We start from the raw sequence: 24,147 nt of genomic DNA, 5'->3' as shown, positions 1-24,147 counted from the left end.
AGACCGCTTGGCCTCCGACTTCCGGCTTGCCGGCGAAGGCGGCCTCAAGTACGCCTTCGCCGGCAAGCCGGGCTCCTACAGGGGTCTAAGGAGATTATTGAAATGAGCAACGAAAAATACCAGAAAGGTTTGAAGATTCGCACCCAGGTGCTGGGCGAAGCCTATGTGAATCGCTCCATCGAGAACGCCGACGACTTCACCCGCCCCCTGCAGGAGATGGTCACCGAGTACTGCTGGGGCCACGTCTGGGGTCGTGAGGGTTTGTCGCTCAAGGAGCGCAGCATGATCAACCTGGCCATGATCTCGGCCCTCAACCGCCCGCACGAACTCAAGCTGCATGTGCGCGGCGCCTTGCGTAACGGCCTGAGTCGTGAGCAAATACGCGAAATTCTGCTTCAGGTCGGCATATATTGCGGTGTTCCCGCTGCCGTCGACAGTTTCCGGCTCGCCCGGGAAGCATTCGCCGAAGCCGATGCCGAGGCCTCAAGTTAACCCTCGGCTGTTTTGATCTGAACGAGCACGGACGGTGCCCGTTTTGCATGGACAGCCACATTCTAGAGCGGACCCCATGAAACGCCTGCCACTCGACGACAGCTTCAAGGTCAATCGCAACCCCGTTACCCTGCGCGAAATCGTGCTGGATAAACTGCGAAGCGCCATCATGAACTTCCAGCTTCTGCCGGGAGATCGACTGGTCGAACGCGATCTGTGCGATCGCCTGGGCGTGAGCCGCACCTCGGTGCGCGAAGCCTTGCGTCACCTGGAATCCGAAGGCCTGGTGGAGTTCGCCGACGCCAAGGGCCCACGGGTTGCGATCATCACCCTGGCCGACGCCGTCGACATCTATGAGCTGCGTTGCGTGCTCGAGGGCCTGATCGTCCAGCTGTTCACCCTGCGCGCCAAGGCCAAGGACATCAAGGCCCTGGAAAAGGCCCTGGAAGAAAACCGCCAGGCCTTGAAGGAAGGTGAACTGCAGCAGGTCATCGACTCCGTCCAGGGCTTCTACGACGTACTGCTCGAAGGCTCCGGCAACCATGTTGCCGCAACCCAGCTGCGGCAGTTGCAGGCGCGCATCAGCTACCTGCGGGCGACTTCGGTGTCCCAGCAAAACCGTCGCGGCGCCAGTAACCAGGAAATGGAACGCATGGTCGAGGCGATCAAGAGCGGTGATCCCCTGGCCGCTCACCAGGCGTGCGTCGACCACGTCCGCGCCGCCGCCACCGTCGCCCTTGATTACCTCAAGCGCAAGCAGGAAGAGACCGGGGCGATCCCCGAGATCACCCAGCCCATCGCACTCAAAGAACCTCGCATAGGTCGTTGATCATGTTCAGCCCGAGCTATTGTCCAAAGTGCGGCAGCAATGACCTCAAGTCCCAGCTGCCCCCGGGTGATACGCACGAGCGCCTGATGTGCCGCGGCTGCGGCTACATCCACTACGTCAATCCGAAAATCATCGCCGGCTGCATCATCGAGCAGGACGGCAAGTACCTGCTGTGCCAACGCGCCATCCCGCCGCGCCCCGGCACCTGGACCTTGCCGGCGGGCTTCATGGAAGGTGGCGAAACCACCGAGCAGGCGGCGTTGCGCGAAGTCTGGGAAGAGAGCGGCGTGCGCGCGGAAATCCTCTCGCCCTACTCGATCTTCAGCGTGCCTACAATCTGCGAGGTGTACATCATCTTCCGCGCCATCGCGCTGGAGATCACCGGGCAGTACGGGCCGGAAACCCTCGACTACAAGTTCTTCGCGCCCGAGGACATTCCCTGGGACAGCATCTATTACCCGGCGATCCGGCAGATCCTCGAACGTTATATCGAGGAGCGCCAGGCCGGGGTCTATGGGATCTATATCGGTAACGACGACACCGGCAAGATTCATTTCATTCGCTGACGCCCATCTTGCGGCCTCCACCGTCCCCTTGTAGGAGCTGGCTTGCCAGCGAAGATCGCCAACGATAACCGGTGTTTTCTGGATGAGCGCGGTGTATTTGAATGCATCGCTGGCAAGCCAGCTCCTACAGAGGGACGGTGGCGATCTTCAGGCGGGTGCCACGCCCTCGACGATGATCACCTCGGCCCGCGCCACGCCTTCGCGGTGCCCTTTCGCCTCCTGATACAGCTCGGATCTATAACAGGCCAACGCCTGCTCGTACGAATCGAACTCGATCACCACGCTGCGTTGCGGCGTCGGCCGACCTTCCATCGCTTCGCTGCGCCCGCCACGCGCCAATATCCGGCCCCCGTATGCGGCAAACGCCTGCGGTGCCCGCTGGGTGTATTGGCTGTATTGATCGGAGTCGGTGATATCCACGTGAGCAATCCAGTACGCCTTCATAGTGACCTCTGCGGCTGTTTTGTATTATGGTATACCACATTACACCTCCATCCAACACCGAGTATCCCCACATGGCCTTCAACAGCATCGAAGAAATCATCGAAGACTACCGCCAAGGCAAGATGGTGCTCCTGGTGGACGACGAGGACCGGGAAAACGAAGGCGACCTGTTGCTGGCCGCCGACCGTTGCAGCGCCGAGGCCATCAGCTTCATGGCCCGTGAAGCGCGCGGCCTGATCTGCCTGACCCTCACCGACGAGCATTGCCAGCGCCTGGGCCTTGAGCAGATGGTGCCGAGCAATGGCAGCGTATTCAGCACCGCGTTCACCGTGTCGATCGAAGCGGCGGTTGGCGTCACCACCGGCATCTCCGCCGCCGACCGCGCGCGCACCGTGGCCGCCGCCGTCGCCGAAGGCGCGAGTGCCGCCGATATCGTCCAGCCGGGCCATATCTTCCCGCTGCGCGCCCGGGAAGGCGGCGTACTGACCCGCGCCGGTCATACCGAGGCCGGTTGCGACCTGGCTCGCCTGGCCGGCTTCACCCCCGCCTCGGTGATCGTCGAAGTGATGAACGATGACGGCACCATGGCCCGCCGCCCGGACCTGGAAGTGTTCGCGCGCAAGCACGGGATCAAGATCGGCACCATCGCCGACCTGATTCACTATCGTTTAAGTACCGAGCACACGGTGGTGCGCATCGGCGAGCGCGAACTGCCGACGGTGCATGGCACCTTTCGTCTGATCACCTTTGAGGATCGCATCGAAGGCGGTGTCCACATGGCAATGGTCATGGGTGATCTGCGCCGCGATGAAGCGACGCTGGTGCGCGTGCACGTGATCGACCCGTTGCGCGACCTGGTGGGCGCCGAGTACAGCGGCCCTTCGAACTGGACGTTATGGGCGGCGTTGCAGCGCGTGGCTGAGGAAGGTCGCGGCGTGGTGGTGGTGCTGGCCAACCACGAATCGTCGCAAGCGTTGCTGGAGCGGGTGCCGCAATTGACCCAGGCGCCGAGGCAGTTCAGCCGTTCGCAGTCACGGATCTATTCGGAAGTCGGCACCGGGGCGCAGATCTTGCAGAACCTTGGCGTCGGCAAGCTGCGGCACCTTGGGCCGCCGTTGAAGTACGCAGGGTTGACCGGGTATGACCTGGAAGTGGTGGAGAGCATCCCGTTCACTGAATGACTGATGAACCCTGTAGGAGCTGGCTTGCCAGCGATGATCGTCAACGATAACTCGTGTTTTCTGAATAACCGCGGTGTATGTGAGCGCATCGCTGGCAAGCCAGCTGCTACAGAGGGTGCGTCGTCCGCCAGATGGACTAAAAAAGCATTTTTGGCTGATAGCCGGTAAGGCAAAGTGCTTGCACAAAGTTTGGAATACCATAATATGATATTCCATAGACCGGGCGATTCAGCCAAGCGCACCCGACAGGGAAAGCACTCACAACAGCCCTTGGCCCGGTCGCCTTTCAAGGCCAGATGGACCTACTGCTCCCGATAGGCGGGCATTACCAAGCCCGCTCAAAAACACAACAAATGAGGGCGTGAAAATGGTGTTGAACAAACGTGCAACCGCAGTCCTGTTCGCCGGCTTGCTGGCCACGGCCAGTCATGTGGCAATGGCGGCTGAAAGCGTCAACTTCGTCAGCTGGGGCGGTAGCACTCAGGATGCACAGAAGCAGGCCTGGGCCGATCCGTTCAGCAAGGCCAGCGGCATCACCGTGGTCCAGGATGGCCCTACCGACTACGGCAAACTCAAGGCCATGGTCGAAAGCGGCAATGTGCAGTGGGACGTGGTCGACGTCGAAGCCGACTTCGCCTTGCGCGCCGCCTCCGAAGGCCTGCTCGAACCCCTCGATTTCAAAGTCATCGATCGCGACAAGATCGACCCGCGCTTCGTCTCCGATCACGGCGTCGGCTCGTTCTTCTTCTCCTTCGTCCTCGGCTACAACGAAGGCAAGCTGGGGGCCAACAAACCCCAGGACTGGTCCGCGCTGTTCGACACCAAGACCTACCCCGGCAAACGCGCCCTCTACAAATGGCCAAGCCCTGGCGTGCTGGAACTGGCGTTGCTGGCCGATGGCGTCGCCGCCGACAAGCTCTACCCGCTGGACCTGGATCGCGCCTTCAAGAAACTCGACACCATCAAGAAAGACATCGTCTGGTGGGGCGGCGGCGCGCAGTCGCAACAGCTGCTGGCCTCCGGTGAAGCGAGCATGGGCCAGTTCTGGAACGGCCGCATTCATGCCCTGCAGGAAGACGGTGCACCGGTTGGCGTGAGCTGGAAACAGAACCTGGTCATGGCCGATATCCTGGTCATTCCAAAGGGTTCGAAGAACAAGGACGCGGCGATGAAGTTCCTGGCCAATGCCAGCAGTGCCAAAGGCCAGGCCGACTTTTCCAACCTGACCGCCTACGCCCCGGTCAACGTCGACAGCGTGGCGCGCCTGGACTCGGTGCTGGCGCCGAACCTGCCGACGGCCTACGCCAAGGATCAAATCACTCTTGATTTCGCCTACTGGGCCAAGAACGGTCCTGCTATCGCGACACGGTGGAACGAATGGCTGGTCAAATGAAAATGACGGCAACTGCGTCCCGTCCATCCACGCCCGTCGGGAGCGCCACTGGCGCTGCCGGCAAGGCCGCTGCGATGACGCAAACCCCGACCCTGGCGCAACGCTGGCGCGGATCGAGCAACCTGATCCCCGCCCTGCTGTTCCTCGGCCTGTTCTTCCTGGCGCCACTGATCGGCCTGCTACTGCGCGGCGTGCTGGAGCCTGTGCCTGGGCTGGGCAACTACGAGCAGCTGTTCGCGAACTCGGCGTATGCCCGGGTGCTGCTCAACACCTTCTCGGTGGCCGGCCTGGTGACGCTGTTCAGCCTGCTGCTGGGTTTCCCGCTGGCCTGGGCGATCACCCTGGTGCCCCGTGGCTGGGGTCGCTGGATCCTCAACATCGTGCTGTTGTCGATGTGGACCAGCCTCCTCGCCCGCACCTATTCCTGGCTGGTGTTGCTGCAAGCCTCCGGGGTGATCAACAAGGCGCTGATGGCCATGGGCATCATCGATCAGCCGCTGGAGATGGTGCATAACCTCACCGGCGTGGTGATCGGCATGAGCTACATCATGATCCCGTTCATCGTGCTGCCGTTGCAGGCGACCATGCAGGCCATCGACCCGATGATCCTGCAGGCCGGCTCGATCTGCGGCGCGAGCCCCTGGACCAACTTTTTCCGGGTGTTCCTGCCGCTGTGCCGGCCGGGGCTGTTCTCTGGTGGCTTGATGGTGTTCGTGATGTCCCTCGGTTACTACGTGACGCCGGCGCTGCTGGGCGGTGCGCAGAACATGATGCTGCCCGAGTTCATCATCCAGCAGGTGCAGTCGTTCCTCAACTGGGGCCTGGCCAGCGCCGGTGCCGCATTGCTGATCGTGATCACGCTGGTGCTGTTCTACTTCTACCTGAAGCTCCAGCCGGAATCCCCGGTTGGCGCCAGCAACGCGAGGTAAGCCGTCATGCTCCTGACCCCCAATGCCATGAGCCGCCGGATGCGCTTTGGCCTGTATGCCACCACCGGGCTGATCGGTCTGTTCCTGTTGTTGCCGATCGTGTTCATCGTGCTGTTGTCGTTCGGCTCGTCGCAATGGCTGGTGTTCCCGCCACCGGGCTGGACGCTGAAATGGTACGGCCAGTTTTTCTCCAACGCCGACTGGATGAACGCGGCCATGGCCAGCCTCAAGGTCGCGGTGCTGACCACGTTCTTCGCCGTGGCCCTGGGCCTGCCGACCGCGTTCGCCCTGGTACGCGGGCGCTTCCCCGGCCGGGAAATGCTCTACGGCCTGTTCACCCTGCCGATGATCGTGCCGTTGGTGATCATTGCCGTGGCGGTATACGCGCTGTTCCTGAAACTGGGCTACACCGGGACCATGTTCGCGTTCGTGGTCAGCCACGTGATCGTCGCATTGCCGTTCACCATCATCTCGATCATCAACTCGCTGAAGCTGTTCGATCAGTCGATCGAGGATGCCGCGGTGATTTGCGGCGCCTCGCGCCTGCAGGCGGTGTTCAAGGTGACCTTCCCGGCGATCCGTCCGGGCATGGTGGCCGGCGCCCTCTTCGCCTTCCTCGTCTCGTGGGATGAAGTGGTGCTGAGCGTGATGATGGCCAGCCCGACCCTGCAAACCCTTCCCGTGAAAATGTGGACCACCCTGCGCCAGGACCTGACGCCCGTGATCGCCGTCGCCTCGACGCTGCTGATCGGCCTCTCGGTACTGGTCATGGTGATCGCCGCCGCACTGCGCCGGCGCAACGAAATCAGCGCCTGAGCGCAGGAGTACGACATGAGTGCAGTGATCAAAGATTGCGCGCAGCAAAATGACAAGCCCTTGGTGAGCCTGCGCAACCTGAACAAATACTACGGCGACTTTGCCGCCGTGGACGACATCTCGCTGGACATCAAGGACGGTGAATTCCTCACCTTCCTCGGCTCCAGCGGCTCGGGCAAAAGCACCACCCTGTCGATGCTCGCCGGCTTCGAAACGCCGAGCAGCGGCGAGATCCTGGTCAATGGCCAGTCGCTGGTGAACGTACCGCCGCACAAGCGTGACATCGGCATGGTGTTCCAGCGCTACTCGCTGTTCCCGCACCTGTCGGTGCGCGACAACATCGCCTTCCCCTTGGCGATCCGCAAACTGGCCGCGGCCGAGCGTGAACGCCGGGTCGATGCCATGCTCAAGCTGGTGCAACTGGAACAATTCGCCCATCGCCGCCCTTCGCAACTCTCCGGCGGCCAGCAGCAACGCGTCGCCATCGCCCGGGCGCTGGTCTACGAGCCACGCATCCTGCTGATGGATGAACCGCTGGGCGCACTGGACAAGAAACTGCGTGAAGACTTGCAGGACGAACTGCGCCAGCTGCATCGGCGCCTGGGCATCACCATCGTCTACGTGACCCACGACCAGGAAGAAGCCATGCGCCTGTCCCAACGCATCGCGATCTTCAGCCACGGCAAGATCGTCGGCCTGGGCAGCGGTTATGACCTGTACCAGAACCCACCGAACGCCTTTGTCGCCTCGTTCCTCGGCAACTCGAACTTCCTCAAGCTCAAGGCCCAGGGCAACGCGGTGGCTTCGTTCGAAGGGCAGCCGCTGTCGATCCGCCTGACGGCCGGCCTGCAAACCGATCAGGATGTGTTGCTGATGGTGCGGCCGGAAAAGGCCTTGGCCCTGAGCATCGAGCAAGCCGCCCAGGAACCGCTGGCCGCGGGCTGGAATGAAGTGACGGCCAAGGTGGTGGAGGTGTTGTTCCTGGGCGAAAGCCAGACGTGCAGCGTGGTGACCTCGGGCGGCACGTCGATGACCGTCAAGGCGCTTTCTGCAGCGGGCATGCCGATGAAGGCGGGTGATCCGGTGCGGGTGCGTTGGGCGACTGCGGATGCTTGTGTTTATACCGAGTGGGCGGAGAGTGATTTGAACAAGGCTGCTGGGGCGCATTGATTTTTTGAGGTCCATGCCAGTGGACCGTTAGATATTTATCACCCTCGGGTCGCCGCAACGTCGGGTTGCGGGGGCCCTTTTTTTTGGTTGACCGAGTACATATCCATTCCTTCGGTAACGGCCACTTATGGTTCCGCTCTTACAGCGGGTCACTTTGAGAAGCGCAAAGTAACCAAACGCTCTTGCCCCTGGCGTTCGGTGCCTCGCCGTGGCTCGGCATACCCTCGCTCCGGTCCTGCTCCGTGGGCCCGCCGCGATGGGCCATCCTTGGCCCAGCGCGGCTAAACCGGCATCCATGCCGGTTTACCCACTGCGCAGAACCGGAACGAAGCCTCTCGATGGGGCAAGAAAATCAAAAGCCAAAGCAAAAGCAAAAGCAAAAGCAAAAGCGAGGCGGCCTGACAGCCGACCTGATTGCAGGTCTGTCCGCGATCCTATTGTGGGAGCCAGCCTGCTGGCGAAGAACGTCCAGACAACGCGTTCATCCAGACACGGCGCGTTATCGTTGACGACCATCGCCAGCAGGCTGGCTCCCACAGGGGATTGGATGTATCTGCGAAGGTCAGGTCGGCTGTCAGGCCGCCTCGCTTTGGCTTTGGATTTTGGCGCCCCGTTAAACCACGATGGCCGAACGCAGGCATTGCGCAGTGGGTAAACCGGCAGGACGCCGGTTTAGCCGCGCTGGGCCAGGGATGGCCCATCGCGGCGACCCACGGAGCAATGCCGGAGTGAGGGCATGCCGAGCCTAAGCGAGGCACCGAGTGGTGGGGCAAAAGCCTTTTGCTTACTTTTCGGCGTTTGGAAAAGTGAGTCGCCGTAAGGGCGAAACCATAGGTGGCCGTTACCGCAGGAATGGATATGTACTCCGCCAACAAATTATAGGTCGGCTGTCAGGCCGCCTTCGCCAGCAAGCCGGCTCCTACAGTAGATCGAGTACAACCGTGAGCGACTGGTCGCTGTCAGGTAGGAACCCGGATATGTACACGACTCGACAAAACCAAAATGCCCGGCAAAAGCCGGGCATTCCAGACAAACACCAGCGATCAAATGTCAGTCGGTATAACCCAACCCCGAGACCCTGCTCTGCCGAGCCTGCCCACGCGTAGCCAGGCAATAGTAAAGCGGACAAGTCACCACCAACCCCACCAGCCACGACAAATCCGCACCCTCCACCAGATTGGCATAAGGCCCGACATACAACGAAGTATTGGCAAACGGCAGCTGCACAATGATCCCGATGAAGTACGCGACGATCGCATGCAGGTTGAAGCGTCCATAAATCCCGCCATCCGCACGGAAGATCGAGGCAATGTCATAAGACCCACGCTTGATCACATAGAAGTCGATCAGGTTGATCGAAGCCCATGGCACCAGCACCAGCAGCAACGCCAGGATCAGCCCGATGAACTGCGAGATGAAGTCCGCCGAAGCGCCCAGCGCTACCACACAGCAGCCCGCCAGCACCACGCTCGACAGCACCACGCGCACCTTGATGCTCGGCGTCCATTGACTGGCGAAGGTCTGGATCGAGGTGATGATCGACAGCACCGCGCCATACAGATTCAAGGCGTTGTGGCTGATGATGTTGAGCAGGAACAGCACCATCAGGATCGGCCCCATCCAGCCGGTGGATTGCTTCACCGCGGCCATCGCTTCGGTGCCTTCCGGGGTCGCCAGTACAGCCACCGCGCCGAAGGTGAAGGACAGGATCGTGCCCAGGGTCGCCCCCAGGTAAGTGGCCCAGAACGGCTTGGCGATACCGATGTCGGCCGGCAGGTAGCGCGAATAGTCCGACACGTAGGGCGAAAAGCTGATCTGCCAGATGATACCCAGGGACACAGTGGCCAACCAGCCAGACAGGTTGAAACCGCCGCGGGTGAAGAAGTCCGCCGGCAGGTCGTGGGCGAAGATGTACAGGAACCCGGCGAGCAAGGCGCTGCCCATGACCCAGGTGCCGATGCGGTTGAGGGAGTGGATGAAGCGGTAACCGATCACGCCGATCGCCGTGGCGCTCAGGGCGCCGATCAGGATGCTCGCCGGCACCGGTACTGAAGGGGCGATGCCGACGATCGACTTGCCCGCCAGCACGATGTTGGAGATGAAGAAGCCGACGTAGATCAGTGCGGCGAAGAACACGATCAACAACGCGCCATAGCGACCAAACTGACCCCGACTCTGGACCATTTGCGGAATGCCCATGCGCGGTCCCTGGGCCGAAGCCAGGGCAATCACCAGCCCGCCGACCATGTGCCCGAGGGCAATCGCCAGCAGCCCCCAGAACAAGTCGAGGTGGAACACCTGGACCACCATGGCACCGGTGACGATGGGCAGCGGCGCGATGTTGGTGCTGAACCATAGGGTGAAAAGATCGCGGGCCTTCCCGTGGCGCTCAGCGAGTGGAACGTAGTCGACCGTGTGATTCTCGATCAACGGGTCTTGCCGGGACATCTGGGACATATGCATGAACTCGAGTTTGTCTGTTCTTATCTTTGTATGAAGCCAAACCGGGGGGACTCTATGGCCGCCCCTCAGATGCGGACCATATTATGGTATTCCAACATTTTCACAAGACTGATCCGGTGTTCAAATGCCCATCTGATCCGCCATCCTGGCCGACACACAGCCTTCACAATCCGCTTAAAGCCCCGTAAACACTGAGCTTGCGACGAAGACCCTACGTTTATCGGTTCACCGAAAAAGACCTTGCAAACGATGTATTACGGTATACCATCAGACCTACAAACACATAAAAACCACGCTCCACTCCCGAGGACAGTCCAATGATCGATGCCGCCATCTACAAACAAGTCATGGGCTCGTTCCCGTCCGGCGTCTGCGTGATCACCACACTCGATGACGACGGCCAGGTCGTCGGCCTGACCGCCAGCGCCTTCAGCTCGCTGTCGATGGACCCGGCCCTGGTGTTGTTCTGCCCTAACTACAGCTCGGACTCCTACCCGGTCCTGATCAAGAACAAACGCTTTGCCATTCACGTGCTGTCCTGCGGCCAGCAGAGCGAAGCCTATGCGTTCGCACGCAAGGGCAAGGACAAGGCGCAGGGCATCGAGTGGACGTTGAGCGAGCTGGGCAACCCGATCCTGGCCAACGCCACGGCGGTCATCGAATGCGAACTGTGGCGCGAGTATGAAGGGGGCGATCACGCGATCATGGTCGGTGCGGTGAAGAACCTGATCGTGCCCCGGCAGAACGCCGGGCCGCTGGTTTATTGCCACGGCAAGATGGGCGCCCTGCCCGTTCTGGCATGACACCTGCCAGCAATCGAAAAATCTTGCAGTAGTTTCGTATTATGGTATACCAATAATCAACAGCCCCGCAGTCGACGGGTCGACCACAAGAGATTCGAGGTAGCGTCATGAAATTTTCCCTGTTCGTACACATGGAACGTTGGGACGAAAGCGTCAGCCACCGCCAGTTGTTCGAAGACCTGACCGAACTGACGCTGATGGCCGAGGCCGGTGGTTTCAGCACCGTATGGATCGGTGAACACCACGCCATGGAATACACCATTTCGCCAAGCCCGATGCCGCTGCTGGCCTACCTGGCCGGCAAGACCACCACCATTCACCTGGGCGCCGGCACCATCATCGCGCCGTTCTGGCACCCGATCCGGGTCGCCGGTGAATGCGCATTGCTGGACGTCATCAGCAACGGGCGCATGGAAGTGGGCCTGGCCCGTGGCGCTTACCAGGTTGAATTCGACCGCATGGCCGGCGGCATGCCCGCCTCCTCTGGCGGCCAGGCATTGCGGGAAATGGTTCCGGTGGTGCGCGCCCTGTGGCAAGGCGACTACGCCCATGACGGCGACATCTGGAAATTCCCGACATCCACCAGCGTGCCCAAGCCGATCCAGAAGCCGAACCCGCCGATGTGGATCGCTGCACGTGACCCGGACTCGCACAACTTCGCCGTCGCCAACGGCTGCAACGTGATGGTCACGCCGCTGATGAAAGGCGACGAAGAAGTCCTCGACCTGAAGAACAAGTTCCAGGCCGCCCTGGACAACAACCCGGACGTGCCGCGCCCGCAATTGATGGTCCTGCGTCATACGCACGTGCACTCGGCCGACAATCCCGAAGGCTGGAAAGTCGGGGCCAAGGCGATCGCCAGGTTCTACCGCACCTTCGATGCCTGGTTCGGCAACAAGGTAACCCCGGTCAACGGTTTCCTGGAGCCGAGCCCGGAAGAAAAATTCGCCGGCCGTGCGGAGTTCGAACTGGAGAGCCTGCACAAGACCGCCATGATCGGCACCCCGGAAGAAATCATTCCGCGCATCAAGTATTATCAGGAACTGGGCGTCGACGAGTTCAGCTTCTGGTGCGACAACAGCCTGCCGCACGCCGAGAAGAAGAAGTCCCTGGAGCTGTTTATCAAGCACGTGGTCCCGGCGTTCCGGTAGGAGCGAGTTCGCCCGCTATGGACGCCAACGATAACGCGCACCATCTGAATGACCGCGTTGTCCTGTGGGAGCGGGCTTGCTCGCGAAAGCGTCAGGTCCGTCGCCATCGATGTTGAATGAGCTGCCCTCTTCGCGAGCAAGCTCGCTCCTACAAGGGTCGATTCCCATGTCCAATGGTCGTATCCAATCACTCGCCCTTCCCTGCGGCGCCGCGCGGGCTTACCTGCGCGGTGGTTGGACGTCTTCGCACCTGCATTTCAAGCGCCTGCGCGCCAGCGTTACCGCCAAGCAGAACGGCTTCTGGCAAATAGTTCACTGAGCCCACCCGAACAGGAATCCACGCAGTCGAACGTCAGGCGATAGCCTCACGCTTGCGCTGCATTGTGCTTCGGGACGCAACAGCGTCCGGCCATGATCAGGTTTGCTCCATGAACAATAAAAACGCACTGTTGATCATCGACATGCAACAGGAGGACAGTTTTGTCCTCGAACACTTCGACACGGTAGTCAGCAACACCGCGTCACTGCTGGAAACCGCCCGCCAGCAGCGGGTACCGATCCTCTATACCCGCCATGTCAATCCAGCCGATGGCAGCGACCTGCCGCGCGGCGAACCCTTGGCGCCCGACGGCGGTCCGAGTGGTTACCGAGCCGGCTCCCGCCAGGTCGAAATCGTCGACAGCCTCGCCCCGCGGCCCGCTGAAACAGTGATCGATAAAGGCCGCTACAGTGCCTTCCACCGTACCGACCTGGATGCCCGGCTCAAGGCCTTGGGCATCGACACGCTAACTGTCTGCGGCGTGCTGACCGATGTCTGCGTGCTGACCACGGTGTTCGATGCCTTCGCCCTGGGTTATCACATTCGCCTGGTCAGCGACGCCTGCACCACGACCACCCTGGCCGGCCACTACTCGGCCCTGTTGATCATGGCCAACTGGGTCTACTCCCTGGAAATCCTCACCAGCGGCGAATGCCAACGCGCCCTGGAAAACCGCGACTACCTGAGCCTGAATCCCGAGCACCCGGACATGTTTGCCCACCAGCCCCATGAGCTGCCAGGCACCATCGCCCGTTTGCACGCCCAACTCGCCCGGACTCAGGAGTAATCGCCATGCAAGTCGAAAAAAGAAGCATCGATTTCATCCCCGAAGCCGAACGCCATGGCCGGCCGGGGTCGCTGTTCTTCATCTGGTTCGGCGCCAACATGAACATCACCACCATCGCCTCCGGGGTGCTGCCGGTGGTGATGGGGCTCAATTTGTTCTGGAGCGCGATGGCAATCATCGTCGGCTCGTTGCTGGGGGCGATTTTCATGGCCTCCCATTCCGCCCAGGGGCCCAGGCTGGGCATCCCGCAGATGATCCAGAGCCGCGCGCAGTTCGGCGTGCTCGGGGCGGTGTTGCCGCTGCTGTTCGTGATGCTGATCTACCTGGGATTCTTCGTCAGCAACACCCTGCTGGCGGCCCAGGCGCTGGAGTCGGTCAGCCCGTTGCCGCCCAGTGGCAACATCTACCTGATCGGCGCCCTGTGCTTCGTGGTGGCGCTGTACGGCTACCGACTGATTCATCGCTTGCAGAAGCTGTTGTCGATCCTCTCGCTGCTGGTATTCGCCGCCGCAACGCTATTCGCGGTGCAGCTGTCGATCCCGGCCGAGCAATGGCTGCCGACCGGTTTCTCGCTGTCGAAGTTCCTGGTGGCGGTGAGCATTGCCGTGACCTGGCAACTGTCCTATGCGCCCTACGTCGCCGACTATTCGCGCTATTTGCCGAGCAATACGTCAAGCGCCCAGGTGTTCTGGTACAGCTACGCCGGCACGGTCAGCGGCGGTGCCTGGATGATGATTCTCGGGGCGATCCTGAGCATCGGCATCGGCGACTTTTCCAGCAGCGTCGGCGGCCATGTCGCCGGGTTGTTCGGCAGCGGCGCGATCCTGCTGTTCGCCTTCATCGTCTATGGCCAGGTGTCGATCAACGTGTTCAACCTGTACGGGGCGTTCATGTCGACCATCACCGTGATCGAACCTTTCGCACGATTGAAAGTGACGCCGCGGGTACGCGGCCTGTTCATGCTGGTGATCAGCGTGGTCGCGACCGCCCTGTGCACCATCAGTCAGGATGACTTCATCACTTTCTTCCTCAACTTCATTTTCTTCATGAGCTACTTCCTGATCCCCTGGACGGCGATCAACCTGGTGGACTTCTATTGCCTGCGCAAAGGTGAATACCGGATCGAGGACATCTTCGACCTTAACGGGATTTATGGTCGGGTCAATTGGATCGCCTGCGGCAGTTTTGTCCTGGCGATTGCCCTGGAGATTCCGTTCATGAACACCACACTCTACGTCGGCCCGGTCGCCACGGCGCTGGATGGCGTCGACCTGGCCTGGCTGGTCGGCTTGCTGGTGCCGGCCTTGAGTTACTACTGGCTGATGAAGCTTGGCAAACGAGCCCCGGCGCTGAATCAAGCGTCGCAGTAACCGTGAAACGACAACGCCGGCCCAGGGCCGGCGTTGTTGTGTTTCAGGCAACATTAATGGTTGTAGGCACGCTCGTTGTGCTCGGCCAGGTCCAGGCCCATCTCCTCCACCGAGTCATCGGCGCGCAAGCCGATCACCGCGTTAATCACCTTGAGAATGATCCAGCTGATGGCGAAGCAATACACCGTGGTCATCAGCACACCTTTGACTTGCGCCAGCACCTGACCACCCATGGTCACGCCTTCCACCAGCCCGCCCAGGGACGGCACGCAAAACACCCCGGTCAATACCGCACCGATCATCCCGCCGATGCCGTGAAGGCCGAACACGTCGAGGCTGTCGTCATAACCGAAGCGGCGTTTGAGCACGGTGACGCTCAGGTAGCAGAACACCCCGCACAACAGACCGATGGCCAGGGCCCCGCCCACGCCCACATAGGCGCACGCCGGCGTGATCCCCACCAGACCGGCCAAGGCACCGCTGGCCAGGCCCAGTGCACTCGGCTTGCCGACCTTGAACCACTCGGTGAACATCCAGCCGAGGATACCGGCGCACGCGCCCAGTTGGGTGTTGAGCATGACCACGCCGGACGTGCCGCTGAGGCCGCCACCGGAACCGATATTGAAGCCGAACCAGCCGACCCAGAGCATGGCGGCACCGGCCATGGTCAGGCTCAGGTTGTGCGCCGGCATTGGCGTGTTTTCATAACCCTTGCGCTTGCCCAGGATCAGGCAGGCGGCCAGCGCGGCGACGCCGGCATTGATGTGCACGGCGGTGCCACCGGCAAAATCGAGGACACCCCAGTTATGCATCAAGGCCCCCGCCCCACCCCAGACCATGTGCGCCACCGGGGCGTACACCAGGGTGAACCACAGCGCCATGAACAGCAGCGCCGCCGAGAACTTCATGCGTTCGGCGAAGGCACCGGCGATCAGCGCCGGGGTGATGATGGCGAAGGTCATCTGGAAGGTCACGAACACCCCTTCCGGGATCTCGCCGACCAGGCTTTGCGGGGTCATGCCAGCCAGAAACGCCCGGCTCAGGCCGCCGACGAAACTGTTGAAGCTCACCTCGCCCTCGACCATGCCCGTGGAGTCAACCACCATGCTGTAGCCGTAGATCACCCACAGGACGCCCACCAGACCGGCGATGCCGAAGCACTGGGTGAACAACGACAACATGTTTTTCGCCCGCACCAGGCCGCCATAAAACAGGGCGAGACCGGGCAGGCACATGAACAGCACCAGTACCGTGGCAGTGACCATCCAGGCGGTGCTGCCGGTGTTCAATGTTGGTGCATCGGCGGCCTGCGCCAGGGGCACCAGCGCACCGGCCGCCACCAGGCCCAGAAGGGACTTGCCGAGAAGACGATTGACCATGTTCAAAGCTCCTGCAATGGAAATCGGAAGTGTCGGGCAGCGAGCAAGCAGCAAAACAACGGACCTTGGTGGCCTCTTCGAATTTCTGACGCCTACACCCCCCCTGTAGGAGCCGGCTTGCCGGCGAAGGCAATCTTTCGGGCGCCTTCGCCGGCAAGCCGGACTCCTACAGACCGGAACCAGGAATCCAGCGGGTCCCCGCCAGAGGCACCCGCGCCATGGCCGCCGATTCCACCGTCAACGCCACCAGGTCCTCCGGATCCAGGTTGTGCAGGTGCGACTTGCCGCAAGCACGGGCCATGGTCTGTGCCTCCAGCACCAGCACCCGCAGGTAGTTGGCCAGGCGGCGTCCGCCTTCCACCGGGTCCAGGCGCTTGGACAGCTCCGGGTCCTGGGTGGTGATCCCGGCCGGGTCGCGGCCGTTCTGCCAGTCGTCATAAAATCCTGCGGCTGACCCAATCTTGTGCAGTTCTTCGTCCAGGCGCGGGTGGTTGTCGCCCAGTGCGATCAGTGCCGCCGTGCCAATCGCCACCGCGTCCGCGCCCAGCGCCATGGCCTTGGCCACGTCGGCCCCGTTGCGAATTCCCCCCGAAACGATCAACTGGACTTTGCGATGCATGCCCATCTCTTGCAAAGCCTGTACCGCTTGCGGGATGGCCGGCAAAATCGGGATGCCCACGTGTTCGATGAACACTTCCTGGGTCGCCGCCGTGCCCCCTTGCATGCCATCGAGCACGATCACGTCGGCCCCGGCCTTCACCGCCAGCTTGACGTCGTAGTACGGCCGGCTCGCGCCGATCTTCACGTAGATCGGTTTTTCCCAGTCGGTGATTTCACGCAGCTCGGCAATCTTGATTGCCAGGTCGTCCGGACCGGTCCAGTCCGGGTGACGGCAGGCGCTGCGCTGGTCGACACCGATCGGCAAGGTGCGCATGCCGGCCACCCGCTCGGTGACTTTCATGCCCAGCAACATGCCGCCGCCACCGGGCTTGGCGCCCTGCCCCAGGACGATTTCGATGGCGTCCGCCTTGCGCAGATCGTCCGGGTTCATGCCGTAGCGCGACGGCAGGTACTGATAGACCAGGTGCTGCGACTGCCCGCGCTCTTCCGGGGTCATGCCGCCGTCACCGGTGGTGGTGCTGGTCCCGGCAATGGTCGCGCCGCGGCCCAGGGCTTCCTTGGCATTGGCCGACAACGCACCGAAACTCATGCCGGCGATGGTCACCGGAATCTTCAGGTGGATCGGCTTCTTGGCGAAGCGGTTGCCGAGGATCACATCGGTGCCGCACTTTTCCCGATAACCTTCCAGCGGATAGCGCGACACGCTGGCGCCCAGCAGCAGCAAATCGTCGAAGTGCGGGACCTTGCGCTTGGTGCCACCGCCGCGAATGTCATAGATGCCGGTCTCGGCGGCGCGCTGGATTTCCTGGATGGTCAGGCGGTCGAAAGTTGCGGACTCGCGCAGCACTGGAGGGGTCTTCTCAGTCATATCTATTCTCCTGGCGTGATCAATACGCGGACGCGTTATCGACTTTGAAGTTGTACAACTGACGGGCCGAGCCATAGCGCTTGAAGTCAGCCGCCTTGTGCTCGAAACCGGCGCGGTTGAGCAGCACCTGCAGTTCTTCCAGGTGCTCGGCGCGCATCTCTTTCTCGATGCAATCGGAGCCCAGGGACGCGACGCTGCCCTTCACGTAGATGTGCGTTTCGTACAGCGAATCGCCCAGCGCATCGCCGGCATCGCCGCACACCACCAGGCGCCCGGCCTGGCCCATGAAGCAGCTCATGTGGCCAATGCTGCCGCCGACCACGATGTCGATGCCCTTCATGGAAATCCCGCAACGGGCCCCGGCATCACCTTCGATCACCAGCAACCCGCCATGGGCGGTGGCGCCGGCGGCCTGTGACGCACTGCCCTTGATGCGCACGTAGCCGGACATCATGTTTTCCGCGACACCGACGCCGGCGTTGCCGTGCACGGTGATGCTGGCTTTCTGGTTCATGCCCGCGCAGTAGTAACCGGCATGCCCCTGGATATCGATGGACACGGCCTGGTTCACGCCGACGGCGAGGTTGTGCTTGCCATTGGCATGGGTCACCACCCACTCGCGGTCTTCTACGCTGTGCACCTGGTCATGCAGCGCCTGGTTGAGGTCGCGCACGCTGGCGATGGAAAGATCGATGGTTTTCATGTGTGCGCTCCTTAAGCTGACTCGCGTTCCCAGATGTACAAGGTGGCCGGTGCCGGCTCCCAGATCCTGGCGTTTTCAATGCCCGGCAGGCTCGACAGCGCCTGATACTCCGAGGCCATGGCCACGTAGTCGTCGGTCTCGGCAAGGATCGCCGGCTTGCAGGCGATCGGGTCGCGGATCACCGCAAAGCCGTTGCGCGTGCCGATGGCGAAGGTGAAGAAACCGTCGAGGTCCTCCAGCGCGTGATCCAATGCTTCTTTCAACGAATCGCCTTGCTGCAGGCGCCAGGTCAGGTAACCGGCGGCCACTTCGGTGTCGTTGTCGGTTTCGAACTGGATGCCTTCACGCTTGAGTTCCTGGCGCAGACGGAAGTGGTTGGACAGCGAGCCGTTGTGCACCAGGCACAGGTCGGCGCCGGTGGAAAACGGGTGGCTGCCTTCCATGGTCACCGCGCTTTCGGTGGCCATGCGGGTGTGACCAATGATGTGGCTGCCCTGCATGCCGGCCAGGCCGAAGCGCTGGGAAATCTCCTGGGGCAATCCCATGCCCTTGAGGATCTCGATGCTCTGCCCGGCGCTCATGATGCGCACGCCCGGCGCCAGGTCGGCGAGGGCCAGGCGTACCGGCGCCTCCTCGGCGTGGATCTTCAAGACGGCGGCGCTGGCGTTCTGGAACCAGTCCAGCGAACAGCCAAGCCGGCCTTCCAGTTCACCCATCAGGGCGCTCCAGTCGAAGCTTTCGCTGGTGGCCTGCAGGGTCAGCTTGACCCAGCCATCGGCCACTTCATCGCCATAGATGGCAAAGCCCGCACTGTCCGGGCCGCGATCGGTCATGGCCTCCAGCATTGGTTCGAAAAGCTGGCCCAGCCGGGATTCCAGCTGCGGGTTTTTCAGGTAAAGACCTACGATTCCACACATAAAACAGTCCTCACTGCGTTCGGCAGCCGCATGTTTCAAGCGGCGGGATGGTTCGTTTGAGCGCGCCGGGGGGCGCTTAGAAAAATTCGGTGTAGCGCGCGACTTCCCAATCACTCACATGGCGGCTGTACTCCACCCACTCCATGCGCTTGAGCTTGATGAACTCGCCGACGATCTGCGGCCCCAGGACCTCGGCAAACAGAGGGTCGGCCTCCAGCGCATCGCAGGCTTCCTTGAGCGACTGCGGCAGGGTCTTGATACCCCGGGCGGCGATCTGCTCCAGGCTCAGGCTGTAGAGGTTTTCGTTGCACACCTGGTCGATTTCCAGCTGGCGGTCGATGCCGTCCAGGCCCGCGGCGATGATCGCGGCGCTGACCAGATAGGGATTGCAACCGGCGTCCGGCAGGCGAAACTCCAGGCGCCCGTACGGCACCCGGACCATTGCCGAGCGGTTGTTGGCACCAAAGGCGATGAACGCCGGTGCCCAGGTCGCGCCGGACAACGAATTGCCCACCACCAGGCGTTTGTAGGAGTTCACCGTGGGGGCGGCGAAGGCACACAGCGCCGGCCCATGAGCCAGCAAGCCGGCAGCGAAGTGATAGGCCATTTTCGACAGGCCCATGCCGCTCGGGTCGCTGGCATCAAAGAACAGGTTCCTGTTCTCGGCGCTGCTGATCGACAGGTGAAAGTGCATGCCATTGCCGGCGCGCTTCGGGTCGGGCTTGGGCATGAACGAGCAGATCATGCCCAGGTCATTGGCGATCTCGCCGGCGGCCATGCGAAAGAAGGTGAAGCGATCCGCCGAGGTCATGGCGTCGCTGTAGGTGTAGTTGATCTCGAACTGACCGTTGGCGTCTTCGTGATCGATTTGATAGACCTCGAAATCCACTGCCTGCAAGGCTTCGGTCAGGCGTTCAAGAAACTCGCGGGAGCGCGACAGGCCTTTGTAGTCGTAGCAAGGCTTGTCCAGGTTGTCGCTGAGATCGACCAGTTGCAGCTTGCCCTGCTCATCGCGACGCATCAGGTTGAACTCCGGCTCCAGACCGGTGTTGAGAGTCCAGCCCTTGTCCTCCAGACGGCGGATCTGCTGCTGCAATACGTAACGACTGTCATAGGGATGGGGTTTGCCATCGACATGTCCGACGCACACCACCCGGCCATACCCCGGCTGCCAAGGCACCGGTGTCAGCGTGGACAGGTCGCCGCGTGCCATGAAGTCCGGACCGTGGGGCTCCATGCCCATGCCACTGATTGCGAACCCGGCAAAACCGGCACCCTCTTCGGCGACCGTCTTGAGCCCACAGATCGGCACCGATTTGGTCTTGGCCGCGCCATGGATATCGACAAACTGCGCAAGCACGTACTTGATTCCGTGCTTGTCGATGATGCGCTGGGTTTCTGCTGGCAACATTGCTCGTCACTCCTCGCGAATGGCAAATCAGTTGTGGGTTGGCCCTGACTTTCTATTTATTCCTGAAAAGAAAGTTAGTTTCCCAATAGGAATGCAAGGCCCTTGCCAGCTTCGCGAGTGGCGGGTGAAAAGTGCTATCTGTGCTGTTTATATGGGAAAAATCTTTTCTCCATGGGAATATTGCCGGGTGGATGCGCGCCCTGATGCCGCGATTTGCACTTTCCCAGTGCGAAACTATTATTACTGAACGGAAAGTGTGCAGGATCCGATGACTATGCCGACCGAAACCGCCCCGCGCCTCAAGCTTGAGCAATACCTGGGTTTGCAGATCAAGCGCCAGCGCCAGTCCCAGGACCTTAAACTGGCCGATGTGGCGAAGATTGCCGATATCAGCCAGGGCATGTTGAGCAAGATCGAAAACGCCCAGGTCTCCACCAGCCTCGATACCCTCAGCCGCCTGTGTGACGTGCTGGGTCTGCCGTTGTCGAAATTGTTCAGTGAGTACGACCAGCAGGATGGCAGCGCGCTATTGGTCAAGGCTGACCAGGGGATGGAGGTGGTTCGCCGTGGGACCGAGAAAGGACATACCTACCATTTGCTCAATCACACCCGTGGACCGAAGAAGAGTTTCGAGGCCTACATGGTGAGCATGGATGACGCCAGCGAAGAGTTTCCGACCTTTTCCCACCCGGGGACGGAGTTTTTGCATTTGCTGGAAGGTGAGCTGATTTATCGCCATGGCAATCAGCTGTATCGCATGGAGGCCGGGGACAGCCTGACCTTCGAAGGGGAAATTCCCCATGGGCCGGAGGAGCTGGTGCAGGTGCCGATCCGGTTGTTGTCGATCATGAATTACGGTAGCGACAAGGAATGATCGACGGGGTTTTTGCCTGTCATTGCCCACAAACCCAACATACTCCGCGAACCCTGTCGGAGCTGGCTTGCCAGCGATGGCGGTATAACGACCACCATCGCATCGCCAGCAAGCCGGCTCCTACAGAGAAATGTCCGTCTGCAATCAAAAAAATCCCGCCCGGATCGCTCCAGACGGGATTTTTCAATCACCCAACCTCACCGCCTTCACGCAATCGGAATCAACGGATCCGCTGCCGCCCAGGCGCTTTCACGGTTGGCCGCCGGTGGGTAGATCCACACGGTGTTGATCTGGGTCTTGAGCGACTTGCCTTCCTGCCGGGTCAGCTTGACCTGGCGGTCCCAACCCTCGGTGTACACCGCTCCCCAGGCGCCCAGGTCCAGGCAGGTTACGTATTTGGGCTGGCTGTACGGCGTCGGGTCCACGCCGAGGATCTGTGCGGCAACGTTGTTGCCGGCATGACGACCCAGCACGATGGCGTGCTGGCAGGTCATCAGCGCATGGTTGCCGATGTCATCGCTGGCCGCGTAAGCCACGTCGCCGGTGGCGAAGATGTCGGGCTGGCCGATGACTTGCAGGTGAGCGTCGACGTGCAGTCGGCCCAGGTGGTCGCGTTCGGCGGGGATCTGCTCGGTCAGCGAGCTGGCACGCACGCCGGTGGTCCAGATCACGGTCCTGGCGTCGATGCGCTGGCCGTCGGACAGGGTCACGCCGTTTTCATCGACGGCGACCACTGAGGCGTTGAGCTGCCATTTCACCCCGGTTTCCTCACTCGCTTCGGCAATCTTCTCGGCGATTTGCGGGCCCATGGAGCCGCCGACCTTATTCCCACGATCGACGATGATCACGTTGATGTCCGCCCCCTCCCCCAGGATAGCGCGCAGACGGGTGGGCATTTCAGTCGCCGTTTCGATGCCGGTGAAGCCACCACCGGCGACCACGACCGTGTTGCGAGACTGGCTCTGCGGCTGGTTGACCAGGGACTTGAGGTGGGCTTCAAGGCGGATAGCCTGTTCGATCTGGTCGACGTCGAATGCATGTTCGGCCACACCCGGGGTGTCCGGCAGGGCGAGACGGCTGCCGGTGGCCAGAACGAGTTTGTCGTAGATGCAGACTTGTTTCTCGCCCTGGGCATCAACATAACCCACGCGCTTTTGCTCGACGTCGATGGTCTCGGCGGCACCCTTGATGAACCGTACGCCGATCGCATCGAACAGTTCGCCGATCGGCGCCGCCAGCTGGTGGGCGTTCGGTTCGTAAAAGCGTGGACGTACGCGCAGTTCGGCCTGAGGCGCCAGTACCGTCACGTCAACGTCATTGTGGCCGTGGATATCGAACAGGCGGGTGGCGCTCAAGGCAGTCCACATGCCACCAAAACCTGCGCCAATTACCAGGATGCGTTGTTTCATTTTTAACTCCAGGGGAAAAACCAGGCATTGAATGGGGTTCAGGGGGCCGGCACTCGCATTCTCTTGAATGCCTTATCCGCACCCGACCTGACAACTACGAATGTATTGATCGCAGTTAGATTGAGCAAGGTGTTTTTCTCAATGGTTCGAATCGATGGCATAGATACAGCGGCCAAACCGCACAAATATGCCGCCTTCAGGGCCTTTGCAGCGCCTGGAGAAAATTACGATCGTTGCCCGGCCAAGGCTCAACTGCTAATATTTGCGACTACATTAGTCGGAGATCGATATGTCTCTTTACAGCGCGGGTGTCGAATACGGCATTCACTGCCTGATTTTCCTGGTGGGCAATGGCGGTGAGACTCGGGAGGCGAGCGTGCGCGACCTTGCAGAGCTGCAAGGTGTGCCGTTGGACTATCTGGCAAAAATCTTCACCAAGCTGGCCAAGGCAAAACTGGTGGTCGCCACCGAAGGCGTGCGGGGTGGTTTCAAGCTGGCGCGGCCGGCCGATGAGATCAGCCTGCTGGACATCGTCAACGCCATCGATGGGCGCAAGGCGATTTTCGAATGTCGGGAAATCCGCGGGCGCTGTGCGTTATTTGAAGGTGAAGTACCCGAATGGGCGCTGGATGGCCATTGCTCGGTGCATGGCGCCATGTTGACTGCGCAGAAGCGCATGGAAGAAGCCCTCGCCCAGCAGACCATCCTGGACATCGCCAGGAAGGTCGGACGAAAAGCACCAGCGCAGTTCAATGCGCAGGTCGAGAACTGGATGAGTGATCGGCGGGAAAAGAAAGGCGCCGCGAGTGCCCAGGGCAATGTCGATCAGCTTATCCAGGTCACCGAGATCGACAGCTGAACCCTATAGGCAGTCCCGCACCGCCTGGCGCATGACCCCTGACTTTGCCCAGGGCGGTCCCTGGTAAAGCGAGACCCGGCTACCCTCCTTGTACTTGACGATATCCAGCACTTCATCGGCCGTGATGATGCTCGGCGCGGTGATCCGGTAGCCGTTGGAAATCGATGTCTGGGTCGTCTTGCCTATCTCTTTTTGCCATGCCGGCAATACACACGCCGCTACATCCTTGGGCAGTTTGTCGCTCGGTTTGTTGTAGTTCGGCTCCCCTGGCACCAGCGACGCCGGCAACGAACACCCCGACAACAACGCCATTACCACTCCCCCGATCAACATTCGACTCATGAAGCATCCTTAAACCTGAAAAATAAAATGTAGCCTGTTACCGCGCTGACA

The 24,147-nt window shown here is 61.2% G+C and carries 24 protein-coding genes; 15 read left to right on the top strand and 9 right to left on the bottom strand.

Translation table 11 applies throughout. The features are described 5' to 3' along the window. The first annotated feature begins 102 nt into the window (after positions 1-102). The 3 genes from ACYP2Q_RS25595 to ACYP2Q_RS25585 all read left to right on the top strand — a co-directional run bounded on the left by ACYP2Q_RS25595 (position 103) and on the right by ACYP2Q_RS25585 (position 1,887). Entirely contained in the window at positions 103-492 is a 390-nt protein-coding gene (locus ACYP2Q_RS25595) for a carboxymuconolactone decarboxylase family protein (RefSeq protein WP_253560096.1), read from the top strand. A 76-nt stretch (positions 493-568) separates the two neighbouring features. After that, complete coding sequence (locus ACYP2Q_RS25590; protein WP_046817510.1) at positions 569-1,321, top strand: GntR family transcriptional regulator; 753 nt, start codon at positions 569-571, stop codon at positions 1,319-1,321. A 2-nt stretch (positions 1,322-1,323) separates the two neighbouring features. Continuing rightward, positions 1,324-1,887 carry an NUDIX hydrolase gene (locus ACYP2Q_RS25585; RefSeq protein WP_459733029.1) on the top strand — a complete coding sequence of 188 codons (564 nt, stop codon included), beginning with the start codon at positions 1,324-1,326 and terminating at the stop codon, positions 1,885-1,887. Between the two features lie 147 nt (positions 1,888-2,034). Here ACYP2Q_RS25585 and ACYP2Q_RS25580 read toward each other — a convergent pair whose 3' ends face one another. Continuing rightward, positions 2,035-2,331, bottom strand: coding sequence for a DUF1330 domain-containing protein (locus ACYP2Q_RS25580; protein ID WP_459733028.1), 297 nt, complete (start codon positions 2,329-2,331; stop codon positions 2,035-2,037). 71 nt (positions 2,332-2,402) lie between these two features. Here ACYP2Q_RS25580 and ribBA point away from each other — a divergent pair, with 71 nt between their 5' ends. From ribBA to ACYP2Q_RS25555, 5 genes are all read left to right on the top strand, one after another. Then, the gene (ribBA, locus tag ACYP2Q_RS25575) at positions 2,403-3,512 is read left to right on the top strand and encodes a bifunctional 3,4-dihydroxy-2-butanone-4-phosphate synthase/GTP cyclohydrolase II (RefSeq protein ID WP_459733027.1); all 1,110 of its coding nucleotides are present in this window, start codon (positions 2,403-2,405) and stop codon (positions 3,510-3,512) included. Positions 3,513-3,879: 367 nt separating this feature from the next. Further along, positions 3,880-4,905, top strand: a complete 1,026-nt coding sequence (locus ACYP2Q_RS25570) for an ABC transporter substrate-binding protein (RefSeq protein WP_459733026.1) — start codon at positions 3,880-3,882, stop codon at positions 4,903-4,905. Beyond that, the gene (locus ACYP2Q_RS25565) at positions 4,902-5,834 is read left to right on the top strand and encodes an ABC transporter permease (RefSeq protein ID WP_459733025.1); all 933 of its coding nucleotides are present in this window, start codon (positions 4,902-4,904) and stop codon (positions 5,832-5,834) included. Before ACYP2Q_RS25570 ends, ACYP2Q_RS25565 begins: the two co-directional genes overlap by 4 nt. Before the next feature lie 6 nt (positions 5,835-5,840). Next, entirely contained in the window at positions 5,841-6,650 is an 810-nt protein-coding gene (locus ACYP2Q_RS25560; protein ID WP_007976227.1) for an ABC transporter permease, read from the top strand. A gap of 15 nt (positions 6,651-6,665) precedes the next feature. Beyond that, entirely contained in the window at positions 6,666-7,820 is a 1,155-nt protein-coding gene (locus ACYP2Q_RS25555) for an ABC transporter ATP-binding protein (protein WP_459733024.1), read from the top strand. A gap of 1,050 nt (positions 7,821-8,870) precedes the next feature. Here ACYP2Q_RS25555 and ACYP2Q_RS25550 read toward each other — a convergent pair. Then, complete coding sequence (locus ACYP2Q_RS25550) at positions 8,871-10,277, bottom strand: purine-cytosine permease family protein (protein WP_459733023.1); 1,407 nt, start codon at positions 10,275-10,277, stop codon at positions 8,871-8,873. A gap of 323 nt (positions 10,278-10,600) precedes the next feature. Here ACYP2Q_RS25550 and ACYP2Q_RS25545 point away from each other — a divergent pair, with 323 nt between their 5' ends. The 5 genes from ACYP2Q_RS25545 to ACYP2Q_RS25525 all read left to right on the top strand — a co-directional run bounded on the left by ACYP2Q_RS25545 (position 10,601) and on the right by ACYP2Q_RS25525 (position 14,713). Beyond that, complete coding sequence (locus tag ACYP2Q_RS25545; RefSeq protein ID WP_459733022.1) at positions 10,601-11,086, top strand: flavin reductase family protein; 486 nt, start codon at positions 10,601-10,603, stop codon at positions 11,084-11,086. Between the two features lie 107 nt (positions 11,087-11,193). Then, positions 11,194-12,237 carry an LLM class flavin-dependent oxidoreductase gene (locus tag ACYP2Q_RS25540; protein WP_459733021.1) on the top strand — a complete coding sequence of 348 codons (1,044 nt, stop codon included), beginning with the start codon at positions 11,194-11,196 and terminating at the stop codon, positions 12,235-12,237. 166 nt (positions 12,238-12,403) lie between these two features. Next, a complete protein-coding gene (locus tag ACYP2Q_RS25535) occupies positions 12,404-12,556 on the top strand; it encodes a hypothetical protein (protein WP_459733020.1) in 153 nt (50 codons plus the stop codon). Positions 12,557-12,665: 109 nt separating this feature from the next. Further along, entirely contained in the window at positions 12,666-13,343 is a 678-nt protein-coding gene (locus ACYP2Q_RS25530; RefSeq protein ID WP_459733019.1) for a cysteine hydrolase family protein, read from the top strand. A gap of 5 nt (positions 13,344-13,348) precedes the next feature. After that, positions 13,349-14,713: a purine-cytosine permease family protein gene (locus ACYP2Q_RS25525; RefSeq protein WP_459733018.1), complete on the top strand. Its 1,365-nt coding sequence runs from the start codon at positions 13,349-13,351 to the stop codon at positions 14,711-14,713. Between the two features lie 53 nt (positions 14,714-14,766). On the opposite strand, the gene ACYP2Q_RS25520 is transcribed toward ACYP2Q_RS25525, so the two are convergent. From ACYP2Q_RS25520 to glnT, 5 genes are all read right to left on the bottom strand, one after another. Next, positions 14,767-16,092 carry an ammonium transporter gene (locus ACYP2Q_RS25520; RefSeq protein ID WP_459733017.1) on the bottom strand — a complete coding sequence of 442 codons (1,326 nt, stop codon included), beginning with the start codon at positions 16,090-16,092 and terminating at the stop codon, positions 14,767-14,769. 166 nt (positions 16,093-16,258) lie between these two features. After that, a complete protein-coding gene (locus ACYP2Q_RS25515) occupies positions 16,259-17,581 on the bottom strand; it encodes an FMN-binding glutamate synthase family protein (protein ID WP_459733016.1) in 1,323 nt (440 codons plus the stop codon). 19 nt (positions 17,582-17,600) lie between these two features. Next, complete coding sequence (locus tag ACYP2Q_RS25510) at positions 17,601-18,284, bottom strand: GltB/FmdC/FwdC-like GXGXG domain-containing protein (protein ID WP_459733015.1); 684 nt, start codon at positions 18,282-18,284, stop codon at positions 17,601-17,603. A gap of 11 nt (positions 18,285-18,295) precedes the next feature. Continuing rightward, positions 18,296-19,201, bottom strand: a complete 906-nt coding sequence (locus ACYP2Q_RS25505; RefSeq protein WP_459733014.1) for a class II glutamine amidotransferase — start codon at positions 19,199-19,201, stop codon at positions 18,296-18,298. 76 nt (positions 19,202-19,277) lie between these two features. Next, positions 19,278-20,612 carry a type III glutamate--ammonia ligase gene (gene glnT, locus ACYP2Q_RS25500; protein WP_459733013.1) on the bottom strand — a complete coding sequence of 445 codons (1,335 nt, stop codon included), beginning with the start codon at positions 20,610-20,612 and terminating at the stop codon, positions 19,278-19,280. Positions 20,613-20,880: 268 nt separating this feature from the next. On the opposite strand from glnT, the gene ACYP2Q_RS25495 reads away from it, so the two are divergent. Beyond that, positions 20,881-21,486, top strand: a complete 606-nt coding sequence (locus ACYP2Q_RS25495; RefSeq protein WP_459733012.1) for a helix-turn-helix domain-containing protein — start codon at positions 20,881-20,883, stop codon at positions 21,484-21,486. Positions 21,487-21,692: 206 nt separating this feature from the next. Here the strand turns inward: ACYP2Q_RS25495 and ACYP2Q_RS25490 are convergent, their stop codons facing one another. Then, positions 21,693-22,895 (bottom strand): NAD(P)/FAD-dependent oxidoreductase, encoded by a 1,203-nt coding sequence (locus ACYP2Q_RS25490; protein ID WP_459733011.1) that lies wholly within the window; start codon positions 22,893-22,895, stop codon positions 21,693-21,695. Between the two features lie 289 nt (positions 22,896-23,184). Between ACYP2Q_RS25490 and ACYP2Q_RS25485 the strand changes: the two genes are divergently transcribed. After that, entirely contained in the window at positions 23,185-23,754 is a 570-nt protein-coding gene (locus ACYP2Q_RS25485; protein WP_459733010.1) for an RrF2 family transcriptional regulator, read from the top strand. 3 nt (positions 23,755-23,757) lie between these two features. On the opposite strand, the gene ACYP2Q_RS25480 is transcribed toward ACYP2Q_RS25485, so the two are convergent. Beyond that, positions 23,758-24,096: a hypothetical protein gene (locus tag ACYP2Q_RS25480; protein ID WP_459733009.1), complete on the bottom strand. Its 339-nt coding sequence runs from the start codon at positions 24,094-24,096 to the stop codon at positions 23,758-23,760. Positions 24,097-24,147 lie beyond the last annotated feature (51 nt).

Source organism: Pseudomonas sp. MHK4, from assembly GCF_054600775.1.
This window is presented reverse-complemented; position numbering and strand designations above follow the sequence as displayed.